General features: G+C 58.7%; 16 protein-coding genes. 14 read left to right on the plus strand and 2 right to left on the minus strand.

From position 1 onward, the window contains the following. Positions 1-34: 34 nt before the first annotated feature. Positions 35-2350 (plus strand): Tex family protein, encoded by a 2316-nt coding sequence (locus QP982_RS02020; RefSeq protein WP_070429302.1) that lies wholly within the window; start codon positions 35-37, stop codon positions 2348-2350. 38 nt (positions 2351-2388) lie between these two features. Here the strand turns inward: QP982_RS02020 and QP982_RS02025 are convergent, their stop codons facing one another. Next, positions 2389-3372: a DUF1648 domain-containing protein gene (locus QP982_RS02025; RefSeq protein ID WP_048735516.1), complete on the minus strand. Its 984-nt coding sequence runs from the start codon at positions 3370-3372 to the stop codon at positions 2389-2391. A gap of 340 nt (positions 3373-3712) precedes the next feature. Between QP982_RS02025 and QP982_RS02030 the strand changes: the two genes are divergently transcribed. The 9 genes from QP982_RS02030 (at position 3713) to QP982_RS02070 (ending at position 11975) form a co-directional block, all read left to right on the plus strand. Beyond that, complete coding sequence (locus QP982_RS02030) at positions 3713-5122, plus strand: HNH endonuclease signature motif containing protein (RefSeq protein ID WP_070603819.1); 1410 nt, start codon at positions 3713-3715, stop codon at positions 5120-5122. A 139-nt stretch (positions 5123-5261) separates the two neighbouring features. Beyond that, entirely contained in the window at positions 5262-5603 is a 342-nt protein-coding gene (gene rplS / locus QP982_RS02035; RefSeq protein WP_005509575.1) for a 50S ribosomal protein L19, read from the plus strand. A gap of 74 nt (positions 5604-5677) precedes the next feature. After that, complete coding sequence (lepB, locus tag QP982_RS02040; RefSeq protein WP_201844298.1) at positions 5678-6475, plus strand: signal peptidase I; 798 nt, start codon at positions 5678-5680, stop codon at positions 6473-6475. Further along, entirely contained in the window at positions 6450-7154 is a 705-nt protein-coding gene (locus QP982_RS02045) for a ribonuclease HII (RefSeq protein ID WP_284870139.1), read from the plus strand. The genes lepB and QP982_RS02045 overlap by 26 nt, the downstream gene beginning before the upstream one ends. A 54-nt stretch (positions 7155-7208) precedes the next feature. Continuing rightward, the gene (locus QP982_RS02050) at positions 7209-7511 is read left to right on the plus strand and encodes a DUF2469 domain-containing protein (RefSeq protein ID WP_005509529.1); all 303 of its coding nucleotides are present in this window, start codon (positions 7209-7211) and stop codon (positions 7509-7511) included. Between the two features lie 196 nt (positions 7512-7707). Continuing rightward, the gene (locus QP982_RS02055; RefSeq protein WP_284870140.1) at positions 7708-8130 is read left to right on the plus strand and encodes a YraN family protein; all 423 of its coding nucleotides are present in this window, start codon (positions 7708-7710) and stop codon (positions 8128-8130) included. After that, the gene (locus QP982_RS02060) at positions 8131-9663 is read left to right on the plus strand and encodes a YifB family Mg chelatase-like AAA ATPase (RefSeq protein WP_049189672.1); all 1533 of its coding nucleotides are present in this window, start codon (positions 8131-8133) and stop codon (positions 9661-9663) included. A 29-nt stretch (positions 9664-9692) separates the two neighbouring features. Next, positions 9693-10829 carry a DNA-processing protein DprA gene (gene dprA, locus QP982_RS02065; RefSeq protein WP_284870141.1) on the plus strand — a complete coding sequence of 379 codons (1137 nt, stop codon included), beginning with the start codon at positions 9693-9695 and terminating at the stop codon, positions 10827-10829. Between the two features lie 291 nt (positions 10830-11120). Next, entirely contained in the window at positions 11121-11975 is an 855-nt protein-coding gene (locus tag QP982_RS02070; RefSeq protein WP_049170927.1) for a tyrosine recombinase XerC, read from the plus strand. Positions 11976-11989: 14 nt separating this feature from the next. On the opposite strand, the gene QP982_RS02075 is transcribed toward QP982_RS02070, so the two are convergent. Next, entirely contained in the window at positions 11990-12511 is a 522-nt protein-coding gene (locus tag QP982_RS02075; protein WP_070429359.1) for a murein hydrolase activator EnvC family protein, read from the minus strand. Between the two features lie 376 nt (positions 12512-12887). Between QP982_RS02075 and rpsB the strand changes: the two genes are divergently transcribed. From rpsB to frr, 4 genes are all read left to right on the plus strand, one after another. Beyond that, the gene (rpsB, locus tag QP982_RS02080; protein ID WP_038628671.1) at positions 12888-13709 is read left to right on the plus strand and encodes a 30S ribosomal protein S2; all 822 of its coding nucleotides are present in this window, start codon (positions 12888-12890) and stop codon (positions 13707-13709) included. 55 nt (positions 13710-13764) lie between these two features. Further along, positions 13765-14592 carry a translation elongation factor Ts gene (tsf, locus tag QP982_RS02085; protein ID WP_048735543.1) on the plus strand — a complete coding sequence of 276 codons (828 nt, stop codon included), beginning with the start codon at positions 13765-13767 and terminating at the stop codon, positions 14590-14592. Positions 14593-14774: 182 nt separating this feature from the next. Continuing rightward, a complete protein-coding gene (pyrH, locus tag QP982_RS02090) occupies positions 14775-15500 on the plus strand; it encodes a UMP kinase (RefSeq protein ID WP_005509726.1) in 726 nt (241 codons plus the stop codon). A gap of 83 nt (positions 15501-15583) precedes the next feature. Next, the gene (gene frr, locus QP982_RS02095; protein ID WP_038628675.1) at positions 15584-16141 is read left to right on the plus strand and encodes a ribosome recycling factor; all 558 of its coding nucleotides are present in this window, start codon (positions 15584-15586) and stop codon (positions 16139-16141) included. Positions 16142-16143: the final 2 nt, after the last annotated feature.

A 16143-nucleotide genomic window follows, 5' to 3' on the forward strand; every position in this document is an offset into this window, starting at 1 on the left:
CAATTGGTACTTCCACGATAGTAAAGTTGCCCGGGTGATTTCATCAGTAATTGCCCGAGAACTCGCCGCCACTGGTGCGGACGTTGCCGAAAGTGCCGTCGCCGCCGCTATCAAGCTTCTCGACGAAGGCAACACCGTGCCTTTCATCGCCCGCTATCGCAAGGAAGTAACCGGCGGGCTCGATGACACACAGCTGCGTTTCATCGAGGAACGCGTCGTTTACCTGCGCGAACTAGAAGAGCGCAAGCAAACGATTCTCGCCGCCATTGAAGAGCAGGGAAAGCTTAACGACGATCTCAAGGCCGCCATCCTCGCCTGCGACACTAAGGCGCGGTTGGAGGATCTCTACCTGCCGTACAAGAAGAAGCGCAAGACCAAGGCCGATATTGCACGTGAGGCCGGGTACGAACCGCTGGTGGAGGAGCTGCTGGCCGACCCAGCCGCGGACCCCGAGACTCTGGCCACTAAGTACGGCGAGGCAGCTGGTAAGGATGCGAAGGACGCTCTGACCGGTGCCCGTGCCATCTTGGTCGATCGCTTCGCTACCGATGCTGATTTGGTTGGCTCTGTCCGTGAGCAGGTGTGGTCCTCCGGTTCCGCCGCCGCTGCCGTGGTGGAGGGCAAGGAGACTGCGGGTGCGAAGTACCGTGACTACTTCGAGCACAACGAACCTCTGGACACCATGCCTAGCCACCGCGTGTTGGCCGTGCTGCGCGGTGAGGCCGAGGGCATCCTGACGCTCAACATCGATGCGGGTGAGGATGAGACCTACGAGCACATGATCCGTGAGGCCTTTGAGCTTCCCGACGGCGGTACCTCCAAGTGGATTGACCAGGCCGTTCGTTTCGGTTGGCGCACCAAGTTGGAGGTGTCCGCTGCCCTCGATGCCCGCACTCGACTGAAGGAGCGCGCCGAGGCCGAAGCCGTGGATGTCTTCGCCCGTAACCTGCGTGACCTGCTGCTGGCCGCACCGGCTGGCCAGCGCGCCACTCTCGGCCTGGACCCGGGATACCGCAATGGTGTTAAGTGCGCCGTTGTCGACTCCACTGGCAAGGTGCTCGACACTGCCATCGTCTACCCGCACCAGCCGCGCAATGACTGGTCCGGCGCCAAGGAGCAACTGGCCACTCTCTGCGCCACGCACCGCGTGGAGCTCATGGCCATCGGCAACGGCACCGCTTCCCGCGAGACCGAAACCCTGGCCCGCGAAATCGCTGACCTGATAGCTCAGGCCGGTGGCAAGAAGCCGACCCCTGTGGTGGTTTCTGAGGCCGGTGCTTCCGTCTACTCCGCATCGTCCCTGGCAGCAGCTGAGTTCCCGGACATGGATGTATCTCTCCGCGGTGCCGTATCGATTGCCCGCCGCCTGCAGGACCCGCTTGCTGAGCTCGTCAAAATCGATCCGAAGTCCATCGGTGTCGGCCAGTACCAGCACGACGTTTCCCAGACCAAGCTCGAGCACTCTCTCGATGCCGTGGTCGAGGATGCCGTCAACGCTGTCGGCGTGGAGGTCAACACCGCCTCTGCGCCGCTGCTCGGTCGCGTTGCTGGCGTGTCCTCGACTGTTGCGGACAACATCGTCGCTTACCGAGACGAAAACGGCGCTTTCACCTCCCGCAAGGAGCTGCTGAAGGTTCCGCGTCTTGGCCCGAAGGCCTTCGAGCAGTGCGCCGGCTTCCTTCGCATCCACGGCGCTAACAACCCGCTGGATGCCTCCGCCGTGCACCCGGAGTCCTACCGCGTCGTCGATGCCATCGCCGCTTCGACCGGCGTTAGTGTCCAGGAGCTCATCGGCAACTCCCGTGTCCTGTCCAAGGTGCGTGCTGCAGACTTCGTCGACGAGTCCGCAGGTATCGGCCTGCCCACCGTCCAGGACATCTTGACCGAGCTGGACAAGCCCGGCCGCGATCCGCGTCCCGAGTTCGTCACCGCCACCTTCAAGGAAGGCGTGGAGAAGGTCTCCGATCTTCAGCCCGGCATGATTCTCGAGGGCACCGTCACCAACGTCGCGGCCTTCGGCGCCTTCGTCGACGTCGGAGTCCACCAGGACGGCCTCGTCCACGTCTCCAACATGGCCCGCGGTTTCGTCTCCGACCCGCACGAGGTCGTCCGCTCGGGCGAGGTGGTCAAGGTGAAGGTTCTCGACGTTGACGTCGAACGCAACCGCATCGGTCTATCGCTCAGGCTTGACGACGACGCCTCGGATGCCAAGCCAAAGCGTGACGGCGGTCGCGGAGAAGGCCGTGGAGGCGGCCGAAAGCGTGGTTCCCAGAATAAGAAGCGCGGTGGAGCCAACCGCGGTGGAGGCGGCGGTTCCATGGCTGACGCGCTGCGCAGGGCAGGCTTTTAGCTCCTGATCTGTTAGCGCTTGATTTATTAGCGCATAGCCTATTGGCGCATAGCGTCGATGCGGCTGTTGATCTCACCCGCGACAGCCGCAGCCATTCCATCCGGTACGACGATGGTGTAATCGGACCCCGAGGTCTCAATCTTGACTGCCTCGCCTGACCGTGCCGCCACGGTGATGCGGCCATCATTGCCAAGTCGAAGCCCAATACCGCCACCGTCGGCCCAGTTATAAGTGGCCGGCTTCGCATATTTGATGGTTCGAAGCTCAATGGGGTGTTTCATCTTCAGCGGTCCACAGCCGTTAAAAACGGTAATGGAATCTGTCTTCGGGTCCGTGTCTAGTGTCATGCCGGTTTCATATGCGATGAGGAATAGCGGCGTGCACAGCAGAAAAACAATGCCGAGGCTTGGCAGGAACACTGCGAGCGCTACAGACACCACGCACCAGACTGCGAGGGTGACCTTGACCCCCTTAGAGATGGTCACACTGACATCGATGGGAGTCGGGGCTCCTTCTCGATGGGGCAACTGTGGCGATGTCGGCTCGGTGACCGTGGCGTCGGTAAGCGAGGAGTAGTCCTTGAGGCGGCGCGTCACGAGCAGGGCCGCTACTAGGCCGATGATGACGCCGGCTATTGCATAGATCCAGCCGATTCGGGCGGTCGTAGGGTCCGTCGTGCCGATCTGCGGGATGATAATCGCGAATTCAATGCCGATTAAGAAGCCGCAGAGGGCGAGGTTGGTTATTGCAATTGGCTTGCGCACGACAAGCGGCGTGCTGGTCTTTGCACCGAGCCAACCGATCTGCGCACATGCGATGACGATGATGGCCATAATCAATGTGCTTTGAATTGGCGGCATGAAACCGTTGGGAGTGCCGCTACCGCTCCAATGCGTTGCTAACTGCTCCGGTAGTCGGTCGGAAATGGCAATTACCCACAGAAGCTGTGCAATCGCCAGAACGCACGGGGCGATGATTGTTCCTCGAACAATCCAGGGGTCAAAGCGTGGAATCTGCTGCATGGAGACAATCTAGCAGTTGGGGGGGGCTTTGTAGCAACGGTCGGCAGCGGTCGTTATTGGAGTGCTGTATCAGCGTGACGTTGTAGCGAGCGGTTGTAGCGTGCCGTCTTAGTGTGCGCGGAGTTTCGCCAGAAGATGCACCTCGTGACATTTGATAACACGCTCAACAATTCACTCGAATGTACAAGCGAAAAAGTTTTATTAAAGGGGTTGCGCAATCGAATGGGTGTGCTAAAATGGAGGCATCAAGAACAAAGTGCTTGAGCTTCTCTTCTTGGCGTTGGGCTAGTGGTATTCACTGGTTATCGACACTGAGCGGGGTTGGGGCTTTGGGGGAACAATGTCTGAAAAAGATAGTCCGGCCAAACAACCGTCCGATGTTTACCAAGCGGCTCTGCTGCCTGAAGCGCCGCAGTTTTTCCACGAGTCATCCACGAACCAGTTGGCGGTGGCGGGTATCCAACGCAATCGCCTGGAACTGGGTATAGCTTGCGGTTGCACGCCGAAGTCGCTTGAGATTGATGTGGATGCATACATTGCTGAAATCGCACCCGAGTTGGGTATTTCCCGCGGTAAGGCGCTCGAGTATGTAGAGGTCGGCATTCAGTTAGCGCGTATGCCCCGGCTGGGTGCCTTTATTAAAGCTCGAGCTCATTTGCCCTTTGCGCATCTGATCACCATTGCTCGCGCGACAGCGCCGCTCCACGATCCAGAGGTGCGTGCAGCTGTTGAAGAAGAAATTGCCCGCTTTGTCATTCCCCGAAAGCATGGCGAGGCACTCCGGGGAGTTCGCAGCCTACATAAATTCCTGCAACGGGTTATCGAAGAAATTGAACCTCAGCTTCGCCCCAAAAACCTTCCGGGTGATGTCGATCCGCTGCTTCCTGCAGGAGAACGCGAAATAGTAGGAGAGAGTATCGGTTTTGAAGAGAGCGACAACTTCGCGGAAGTTTTTATGGAGCTGGAAAAGACCCGCGCTCTCGAATTCAAAACCACCCTCGAGTCCATCTCCAGCTCAGCTGGCTGCACTCGAGTCGAAGCTTTGACACACCTCATCCGCGGCACCGCCGAGGCAAAAATCGTACTCAACCTATACTGTCCTGCCACAGAGGAGCGTCCCCGCACCGCCTGGCTTGGCGGCGTTGGCTGGATCTCGCAGTTAGCTACGCAGGCGTGGATTGATAAGGTCACGCATATTCGTATGCTTGCCGACGAAACCGCGGAGGGCTACGCCCCAACCGAAAGTCAGAGAGCCTTCGTTAAAGGTCGGGACGGAACGTGTCGCTTTCCGGGGTGTGATGTACCCGCGGAGCTCTGCGACATTGACCATATTGAGCCGTACGACAAAGAGCACCCAGAGGAGGGCGGGGCAACAGAAACGCCGAACCTCCACTGCCTCTGCCGCCGGCACCACAACATGAAAACAGCTGGTCTGTGGAATGTTGCACGTGATCGGGATGGGGTGGAACTGTGGACGTCGTCAAGCACGGGCAAAAAGGCGGTGAGCCTGGAAGACGGGCCGCTTGCCGGGCACGGGCGCTACACTTTCGACAAACGGGGACTGCGGATGACGCAGGCGCTGGCAGAATATAACGAGTATCGCCAGGAGCTGATAGAGCAATCACGGAAGCTGGTCGAGGAAGCGCGCAGGGGAGAAGACACCGATACTCCCAACCCGCAAGACCCCCAAGACTCGGAAGCTCCCCAAGACCCACAAGACCCGCCGAACATGGATGAGTTTGGTTTCTGACCAGGGGGTGTGTAATAATTTCCAGGTTGTCTTTATAGGCAGCTTTACCTGTTTCGGGCATGAACCGGCCGAGCGTCCCTCTGTGGGAAAGCGCCGCCAGGGTCCTCTGTCTATGCAAAAAGTAAAGGAATAAGTTTCCATGAACATTCTTGACAAGGTTGATGCAGCATACCTGCGCGACGACGTTCCGGAGTTCCGCGCTGGTGACACCGTCGAGGTCGACGTAAAGATCGTTGAAGGTAAGACCGAGCGTATTCAGGTCTTCAAGGGCGTCGTTATCCGCCGTCAGGGCGGTGGCGTCCGCGAGACTTTCACCGTCCGCAAGATGTCCTTCGGTATCGGCGTTGAGCGTACCTTCCCGGTGCACTCCCCGAACATCGACGAGATTCGCGTTGTCTTCAAGGGCGACGTTCGCCGTGCGAAGCTGTACTACCTGCGCAACCTGCGCGGTAAGGCTGCACGCATCAAGGAGCGCCGCTAGTCTTTTGGCGCAAAATAATCCCCATCGAGTGTTGAGCTCGGTGGGGATTTTTCTATCGCGTATAGTCTTTTCCCATGACCGACGACGATTCGCGCGAACAGACTGACGGCCAAAAAGAAGACCGTACTGAAGGCTTGAAAGGCTTCCGGAAACTTGACGCGGAGCCTGAAAAGCACACTCCGTGGTACATCGAGATTCCAATCATTATCGTGATTGCCCTGCTCATCAGTGCTGGTGTGCAGTCCTTTATCGGCCGTGTCTACGTGATCCCATCCGAGTCGATGCAGCCGACGCTCAACGGATGTGTCGGGTGCACCGGTGACCGCATTTGGGTGGATAAGGTTTCCTACCAGTTCTCAGATCCCAAGCCCGGCGATGTTGTCGTCTTTAATGGCCCGGAGTCCTGGAATAGTAACTACGTGTCACAGCGTTCTACTAACCCGGTGGCGAACTCGCTGCAGACGGTTGGTTCCTGGATTGGCCTTGTCGCCCCGGATGAAAATGCGTTGGTCAAGCGTGTGATTGCCACGGGTGGGCAGACTGTGCAGTGTCGCCCAGGAGATCCCGGCATCATGGTTGACGGCAAGATGACAGACCAGGATTTCATTAAAACTCCGGCAGACAAGCCGGTGGTGGATAATCTTGGCTCAGAGCAGTGTGGTGGCCCGTACTTCGGGCCGGTAACAGTGCCGGAGGGGCATCTGTGGGTCATGGGTGATAACCGCACCAACTCTGCGGACTCTCGCTATCACATGGGCGACGAGCTGCAGGGTACTGTGCCGCTGGATAACGTCGTCGGCAAGGTGCAGGCAATCATCCTGCCGTTTAACCGCATCGGTGGCGTCGATGATCCGGACATCCAGCACAACTAGTCAGCACAGTCTGCTCACGCCGCCGGCGCCGAAACTGCGGAGGCTGAAGCAGTCGCGCACGATAGAGGTCGCGCTGGCAAAGCGTGGCTTTGGGCCTGTAGCTGGGGTCGACGAGGCTGGCCGTGGCGCCTGTGCAGGCCCGATAGTCATCGCCGCCTGCTGCCTTCCCGAACGCCCTATCGCAGAGCTGGATAAGCTCACCGATTCTAAAAAGCTCACGCCGGCCGCACGTGAACGGCTCTTTCCGCTCATCCAACGCTTCGCCACCTCTTTTTGCGTGACGACGATTCCCGCGTCCTACATCGACCAATTCGGCATTCAGGACGCGAATGTCACTGGAATGCGCCGCGCGGTAGCCGGGTTGGGACAGCGTCCTGGCTATGTGCTTACCGACGCACTCAAAGTGTCTGGCTTCACGGCACCCTATTTGCCCGTGATTGGTGGTGATTCCGCTTGCCGATGTATTGCTGCTGCGAGTGTCTTAGCCAAAGTCACCCGCGACCGCATTATGGTTGACCTATCGGAGAAGTATCCGGACTATGGTCTGGCGGGGCATAAGGGCTACGGCACGTCATCGCATATGGAAGCGATTTCACGCCATGGCGCAACCCCGGTGCATCGGTGGTCATACCGCAATGTGCGCTTGGCACACGCGGAGTATCTTGAGCACCCCGAATAGACCAACATGTACAAAAAGAGCAACATGTAAACACTCGAAGGAGCCGTCGCGGTCGTGAGCGCAGAAGATCTAGAAAACTACGAGGCCGACGTTGAACTATCCCTGTACAAGGAGTTCCGCGATGTCGTTAGTCAGTTTTCGTACGTTGTTGAGACGGAGCGCAGGTTCTACCTTGCTAATGCTGTGGAGCTGATTCCGCACAACAGCGAAAACGAGGTCTATTTCGAGCTGCGGATGTCGGATGCGTGGGTGTGGGATGTCCATCGCCCGGCTCGGTTTGTCCGCTACGTGCGCGTTATCACTTTCAAGGATGTCAATATCGAGGAACTGGATAAGCCGGACTTGCGACTGCCGTAGGTTATCGTCGCCTGTCATCGCATGTTATGGCTAGCTGCTAACAGTTATCCACAGTCGAAAAATTATCCACAGTTAGGGCCCTCTGAGCATTTATCGGAGGGCCTTTGTCATGCCCGCTGTGCAAGAGTGTTTCCGAACCGCCAAGGCAGTAAACCGCCAAGGCACAATTCAACGGGGAACCAGGGGGACCGGGGCTATGACACAGAGCTTTGAAGAACTAACCACGAGACAGCTCGGCGCGTTTGGGGAGGATTTCGTCGCCGAGATGTTGGAGGATCAGGGGTGGGAAGTTATTGCTCGGAATGAGCGGGTGGGGCGCTATGAGCTCGATCTTATTGCTGAAGATGTTGACGGCAGGCTGCATTTTGTGGAGGTAAAAACGCGGCGCAGCTCGCGAAGTAGTCAGTTTGGGGACGGCAGAGAGTCCATCACAGCAGCCAAGCTTCGTCATTTGCGCAAGGCGGCGGCACAGTGGCTGTCAGAGAGTTCTACCAACTGGTTAGAGTCCATAGTTATCGACTGCGCAGAAGTCACAGTGTCCAGCCCTTCGTCCGGCCCTCCAGTCGTTGCAGTTACGTACATTCCCGCAATCAGCGACGCGATCATGTGGGACTGCTAGATGACTGTCGGTACAGCTCTTGCAGTCAGCCTCAGCGGCATTGAAGGAACTATTGTGCAGGTGGAAGCCGATGTTGGGCGTGGCTTGCCAGGAATGTATATCGGTGGGCTCGGCGATGCCGCCGTCGGAGAAGCCAAACATCGCGTGCGCACGGCGGTTGCTAACTCGCAGTTGCCCTGGCCGAAGACAAAGGTCGTGGTGAGTCTGTCTCCGGCGCATATCCGCAAGCACGGCACTAGCTTTGACCTCGCCATCGTCTGCGCCATCCTTATCGCAACCAGCGATGACATGGAGGCCCGAGGTCGTCTCCGCCACACGGTTCTCATTGGCGAACTTGGGCTCGACGGTTCCATTCGCCCGGTGCGTGGAGTGCTGCCGCAAGTCCTTGCCGCCCGCGAGGCAGGTGCCCGTTGGGTTGTCGTCCCCGCCGCCAACGCCGCCGAGGCCGCGCTCGTCGACGGCATCGCAGTCTGCACCGCAGCCGACCTCGCACAGCTATGGGGCTGGGTACTCACCGGCTCAGGTTTGACGACCGCGCTTAACGACGACCCCAGCGAACAAGCCTTCTCGGTAGACCTGGCCGATGTCGATGGCCAACCTGAGGCCCGCTTCGCCCTCGAGGTAGCCGCAGCAGGTGGGCACAATCTGTTCATGCAGGGTTCTCCGGGAACTGGGAAGTCCATGCTCGCTGAGCGCTTGCCCACAATTCTGCCGCCATTGCAGAAGTGGCAGCAGCTGGAGGTCACCGCGCTGCATTCGGTGGCCGGAGCGCTCGATACTGCGGACACTCTTATTCAACATCCGCCGTTTGTGGCTCCACATCACAGCGCGACTGTGGCAGCGTTAGTCGGCGGCGGTGCTGTGCCCAAGCCCGGCGCGATTAGCCTTGCCCACCATGGGGTGCTGTTCTTGGACGAAATCACCCTCATGCGCCCGGCGGTATTGGATGCGTTGCGGATGCCGATGGAAAACGGGGTGGTCGTCCACCTGCGTACGCACCATCGAGTGACCTTTCCGGCGAGAACACAACTAGTCATGGCGACCAATCCCTGTCGGTGTGGGGCGGCGTATGCCAGCGAATGCACCTGTTCTAGTACCGAGCGAGCCAAGCATGGTCGCGCATTATCGGGCCCGCTACGCGATCGCATGGATCTCAACGTCACGCTCAGTCCTGCCGGGGCCAAGCTGGGAATTAAAAACAAAGCACACAATGAGCCCTCCGCGGCCGTTCGCGATCGGGTACAGGCCGCACGTGACCGTGCCCGACATAGGTGGCAGGCCCTGGGGCTTGCCGACGAAGCAGCCGTCACCAACGCGAGTGTGCCACGCTCGCTTCTCCGTCGTCACGCGGGCTTAGACGAAGAAGCGATGGCGTTATTGGACTTCCAGTTGAGGAACGGAGAGATTACCCAGCGGGGAGTGGACAAAGTAATCGCAGTGGCGTGGACGCTCGCAGATCTCGGGGGAGTAGACGCGTTTACCTTCGAGCACGTGCAACGTGCCTGCCAGCTGCATGACCGCGAGAGCGGCTAATACAACCGAACCACTATCAAGGGGGAGAAATGGACGAAATTCACGCGTGGGCTTACCTGAATCGTGTGATAGAGGCGACGCATCCGCAGATTGTGCGGCTCGTGACGGAGTTTGGGCCGGTAGAGGTAGCAGAGAGGATCAAGGCTCGCGCCGGGCTGCCGGAAGGTCTGCTCAATACGACGCAGGCACGGGCCGACGTTGACCAGAGCGGCCACGATTTGGAGCTGGCGGCAGCGATGGGGTGGCGTCTTATTTATCCGGGGCACCCAGAGTGGCCGGGGGAGCTGCTGTCCTGCTTTACGACGCTCGAAGTCCGTGACCGCGCCGATGCACCACCACTTGCGCTGTGGGTGCGTGGCCGTGACTTGCGGGACGTGGTCAGTGAAGCGGTGGCGATTGTCGGAACGCGGATGGCCAGCAGCTACGGGACACAGGTGGCGGCCCAATTCGCGGGGCAGTTCGCGAATGCGGGGGTTAGTGTCATCAGTGGTGGTGCGTTGGGTATTGATGCCGCGGCGCATCGAGCTGCGCTCGACGCTGGCGGCACTACGGTTGTGGTCGGAGCCGGTGGTGTAGGGGTTGACTATCCGCGGGCGCATGCAGAACTCTTCGACGGGATTGCAGAGCGGGGTGCGCTGATTACGGAGTATCCACTGGGGGTGCGACCTGCGCGGCATCGGTTTTTGACTAGGAATCGTCTGGTAGCGGCCCTATCGCGAGCAACCACAATCGTCGAGGCGGGCTGGCGTTCAGGGGCGCGCAACACAGCGCACTGGGCAGTGAGGCTAAACAAGCCCTTGGGAGCAGTGCCGGGACCGGTGACGCTGCAAACTACCTCTGGCTGTCATGACCTAATCCGCAGTGGCGAGGCTGTCCTGGTGTGTAGTGCCGATAATGTGCGGTCGCTGTATCGGTCAGTTGGCACAGTGAATGAGGATGCTCAGCTTGAATTGTTGTGGGAAAAGTCGGCGGTGCAGAAGCTTTCTCGAAACGAGCTCGCTGTCTACGACTCTCTGAATTCTGCGGAGCCAACGCCGGTGGGAGAAGTCGCAGCGCAGGCGGGATTGGCCGTGGCGCTTACGACACATTTGTTGCTGGAGCTGCAGGGACGGGGGCTGACCAGTCGGGTGGAGGGTGGGTGGTTGCGCCAGGAACAGAAGCGTTAGTGAGGCGCTAATAAAGCCTTCTGCAGAGAATCTCGAAAAAATCTTGAATTAGGTATTGCAATTCTCTGTACGCTCAGTAATATAGGCAAGGCAAGCCTAAGTAACTGTTACGGAAACGGGCTTGTGACATGGGTGAGGCAATAGGGCAGTGGCTCTGGCGAAAGTCGGAGTCACTGCCTTTTTCCGCTGTCTGGTGAGGTCTCGCGGTGTGCATCTACTAAGGTCAGAACCGTGAAGCGCGCAACCAATAACGACGACAGGACTGAGCTGGATCTCGGGTTATCCGCCAATATTGAGGCCGTGCTCATGGATTTTCTCGATGAGCTGACTTATTCCCGCAGACTCTCTGACGCAACCGTCCGTGCCTATCGAGCCGATCTCATCCCCCTCCTCGCCGGCCTGGACCACATCAGTGAACTCTCCACCCCTGTCATCCGTGCGCACCTCGGCGCGAAGCATGCGGAGGGTGCTGCGCGGTCATCGCTGGCTCGCTTAACGACGTCCATTCGCCAGTTCTGTAGTTGGCTCGTAGCTCGGCAAATTCTCGATGCTGATCCGTCGCTGCGGCTGTCAACGCCGAAGAAACATCAGCATCTTCCGGAAGTGCTCTCGCCGGAGAGGGTTGAGGAGGCAATCGAGAAAGTCTCATCCGAGGACAGCGCAGTTGCGGCTCGCGACTTGGCCATTGTGGAACTGTTGTATGCCACCGGGATGCGTGTAGAAGAGCTGTGCAAGGCCGACGTCTCAGATGTGGACTTTTCCCGCCACATCATCTCGGTAGTGGGTAAGGGGAACAAGCAGCGCATCGTGCCCTTCGGTGCACCAGCGGAGGCGGCACTCAAAGGCTGGCTCCAGGTGCGTGGAAGCTTTCATGCTTCCGCACAGGCCGAACATGCGCTTTTTCTCGGTGTGCGTGGAGGTAGATTGAATCCTCGTCAGGCGCGCCGAGTTATTCATAAATGGGCTGATGTTTCACCGCATGCTCTCCGACATTCTGCGGCCACGGCCATGGTGGAAGGTGGCGCTGACTTGCGTGTGGTGCAGGAGATGCTCGGTCATTCGAGTCTGGCGACCACGCAGATTTATACCCACGTCTCAGCGGATCGTCTCCGTGAAGTACATAAGCGGGCACATCCGCGCGCTTAATTGCGCAGGGTTGTTTAATTGCGTACAGGCTTGAGCACGATTGGTCTCCGCTGTATCAAATCCAGTGGGTTGAGATAGTCTTTGCCGCGCAGTGCGCCCCAATGCAGGCCCGGTTCGGGATGTTTGGCGTTGACCACAAGATGACCAATCACCTGGCCAGCGGCCACGTGGTCTCCCTTTTCTAACGCGGTATCTATGGGCTGATAGGTTGTGCGGATGCCATCGGCGTGCATGATTGACACGGAAGTCATTCCGGCGATCGAACCGGCGAAATGCACCACACCGGGAGCTGAGGCGCGGATTGGCTGGCCCGGGGAGGCGTTCAGGTCTACTCCGCGATGTCCAGGCTGCCAGCGTTTTTCCGGTGGGGTGTAGAAGCGTAGAACTTTGCCGTGCACAGGGAAAGTATGCGTAATAGCGGATATTGGCTCGCCGGTAGCTGCAGGTGGGCTTGGGGGTGTTGTTAGCGCGACAGCGAGCACGAATAGCGCTAATGTGCGCATTAGCGAGCGCCTGAAACTCTGCTTGGTTGTCATGCGCGATAGTGTGGCGGACGCTACACCCGTCGACAAGCGGCAGTGCATTGCAAACGGTTCTAGCTGTGGATGACTTTTTGTCCTGTGGATAGCAGGGCGTGTCAGATATTGCGACCTGCGCGATGTATCAGATAAGATTACGCTCGCGGTGTCTGCCTTAATGGGCGGTCATTAGCACAAAGACTACGCGCGCGACCCATTCCGGCTGGTTCACGGGTGCTCGGCAGGATATCTGTCGGGTGTGAGGCAGCGGGGGAGCGCTAGGGCACAGGGAAAGCCTGTGCGTGAACTGTAACCACCTATATCGGATAAGAAAGGAAGGGAAGCAGCCGCAGCCCTAGTCAGGCTGGACGTGAGGATCTTCCCTGAATATGACATGGCTGTTGTATCCATGCGAGAACTGCTCGATGCAGGTGTCCACTTCGGTCACCAGACCCGTCGTTGGAACCCGAAGATGAAGCGTTTCATCTTCACCGAGCGCAATGGCATCTACATCATCGACCTGCAGCAGACCCTGACCTACATCGACGAGGCTTTCGAGTTCGTCAAGGAGACTGTCGCTCACGGTGGCAACATCCTGTTCGTCGGTACCAAGAAGCAGGCTCAGGAAGCCGTTCAGAACGAGGCAGAGCGCGTTGACATGCCGTACGTCAACCACCGCTGGCTCGGCGGTATGCTGACCAACTTCGCCACCGTTTCCAAGCGCCTGGCTCGCCTGAAGGAGCTTCAGGCAATGGACGCTGCTGAGAACGGCTACGAGGGTCGCGGCAAGAAGGAAATCCTGATGCTGACCCGTGAGCGCACCAAGCTGGAGCGCACCCTGGGCGGTATTCGCGACATGTCCAAGGTTCCGTCCGCACTGTGGATTGTTGACACCAACAAGGAGCACATCGCTGTCTCCGAGGCTAAGAAGCTGGGCATTCCGGTTGTTGCCATCCTGGACACCAACTGCGACCCGGATGACGTTGATTTCCCGATCCCGGGCAACGACGACGCAATCCGCGCTGCTTCCGTGCTGACCCGCATCATCTCCACCGCTGTTGAAGAGGGCCGCAAGGCTCGCGCTGAGCGCGAGGCCAACGCTGCTCGCGAAGCAGCAGGCGACGCTCCGATCGAGTCCGCCGCTGAGAACACCGACCAGGCTGCAGAGATGGACGCCGAGGGCTCCGCTGCAACTGAGACGGCATCCGCTGAGTAAAGCTGAACTTTCTAACCACCACAAGTTCTAACCACCACAAGGAGGAACGCCCAGCATGGCGAATTTCACTGCTGCTGACGTCAAGAAGCTCCGTGAGCTGACCGGCTCCGGCATGAAGGCTTGTAAGGACGCACTCGTCGAGACCGACGGCGATTTCGACAAGGCTGTCGAGATCCTGCGCATTAAGGGCGCAAAGGACGTCGGCAAGCGTGCAGAGCGCACCGCTGCCGAGGGCCTGATTGCTGTTTCTGGTAACACCATGGTCGAGGTCAACTCCGAGACCGACTTCGTTGCCAAGAACCAGGAGTTCATCGACTTCGCCAACAAGGTCGCCGACGCTGCCGCAGCAGTCAAGGCAAACTCCCCGGAAGAGCTCGCAGCAGCTGACCTCGACGGTCAGACCGCAGCTGAGGCTACCCAGGAGCTCTCCGCAAAGATCGGTGAGAAGCTGGAGCTGCGTCGCGCTGCTACTCTCGAGGGCGACAACATCGCTGTCTACCTGCACCGCCGTGCAGCAGACCTGCCGGCAGCTGTCGGTGTTCTGGTTGCTTACACCGGTGAGGGAGAGGGCGCTGCAGAGACTGCTCACGCAGCAGCTATGCAGGTTGCCGCTCTGAAGGCTCAGTACCTGTCCCGCGAGGATGTCCCGGCTGACCGCGTCGAGGCAGAGCGCGCTGTCTACGAGAAGATTACTCGCGAAGAGGGCAAGCCGGAGCAGGCTATCGCCAAGATCGTCGAGGGCCGTCTGAACGGCTTCTACAAGGACGTTGTTCTGCTGGAGCAGCCGTCCGTCGCTGACAGCAAGAAGACCGTTAAGCAGCTCATGGAAGAGGCTGGCGTTACCCTGACCGGTTTCGTCCGCTTCGAGGTTGGTCAGCACTAATTCGCTGTAATTTGTGCTCTAACCTCTAGCTGCTAGCTAGTGTGAATGCCCCATCCGATTGCTTCGGGTGGGGCATTTTGCTGCCATGTTGCAGACAATGCGGAGCGTCAAGTGTGCCTTGCTGTCGTGACCGGGTAGACTCGTCTGCGACTTTTTAAACGGTGTGAGAAAGGTGCATGGTCATGGCAGAATCTGTCGAGCGCAATGGCTTCAAACGTGTGATGCTCAAGCTCGGTGGTGAGATGTTCGGTGGCGGCAAGGTTGGCGTTGACCCGGACGTGGTGCAAAACGTTGCCCGACAGATTGCGGAAGTTTCCCGAAAGGGCGTCGAGGTCTGTGTCGTCATTGGCGGAGGTAACTTCTTCCGTGGCGCACAGCTTCAGCAGCGCGGCATGGACCGCGCACGCTCTGACTACATGGGCATGCTGGGCACGGTCATGAACTGCCTGGCTCTGCAGGACTTCCTCGAGCAGGAGGGCGTGGACTGCCGCGTTCAAACTGCAATCAACATGGCACAGGTCTCGGAGCCGTACCTGCCGTTGCGTGCTAAGCGCCACCTGGAGAAGGGCCGCGTGGTCATCTTTGGTGCAGGTATGGGTATGCCGTACTTCTCCACCGACACCACCGCCGCCCAGCGCGCCCTGGAGATCGGCTGCGAGGTACTGCTGATGGCCAAGGCCGTTGACGGTGTCTACTCGGCCGACCCACGTGAGGTGCCGGACGCAGAGCTGTTCGATGACATCACCCACCGTGAGGTTCTGGAACGGGACCTGCGCGTTGCTGATGCCACCGCCTTCTCCCTGTGCATGGACAACAACATGCCGATTCTCGTGTTTAATCTGCTTACCGACGGAAACATTGCGCGCGCGGTAGCCGGTGAGCAAATCGGTACTCTCGTCCACAGCTGATAAATTTGTTCGTAATACGTTCTTTCCACAGAGCGCTCTAGAACTATCTAGAACCCGCGTAGAAACCCGAGGTTAAAAACACAATGATTGATGAAGTCCTGCTTGACTGTGAAGAAAAGTACGGTAGCTCCGTAGAACACTGCCGCGAGGAGCTGACCCACATTCGCACTGGCCGTGCGAACCCGGCGATGTTCAACGGCGTTATTGCGGAGTACTACGGTGTTCCGACTCCGATTACCCAGATGGCTACCATTTCGGTTCCAGAGCCGCGCATGCTGCTGATTAAGCCGTATGAGCTGAGCGTCATGGGCGACATCGAAAACGCGATTCGCAACTCCGACCTGGGTGTGAACCCGACTAATGATGGCCAGGTCCTGCGCGTAACTATCCCGCAGCTGACCGAGGAGCGTCGTCGTGAGATGGTTAAGGTCGCACGTTCGAAGGGCGAAGACGCCAAGATCGCGATTCGCAATGTCCGTCGTAAGGGCATGGAAACTCTGAAGAAGATTCAGAAGGACGGCGATGCTGGCGAGGACGAGGTGCAGGCAGGCGAAAAGGAGCTGGACCAGGTCACCAAGAACTACGTCGAGCAGGTGGACTCCTTGGTTGAACGCAAGGAAGCGGAATTGATGGAGGTTTAGGC

The organism is Corynebacterium sp. MSK019 (assembly GCF_030232425.1).
GTDB classification, from domain to species: Bacteria; Actinomycetota; Actinomycetes; order Mycobacteriales; family Mycobacteriaceae; genus Corynebacterium; species Corynebacterium jeikeium_D.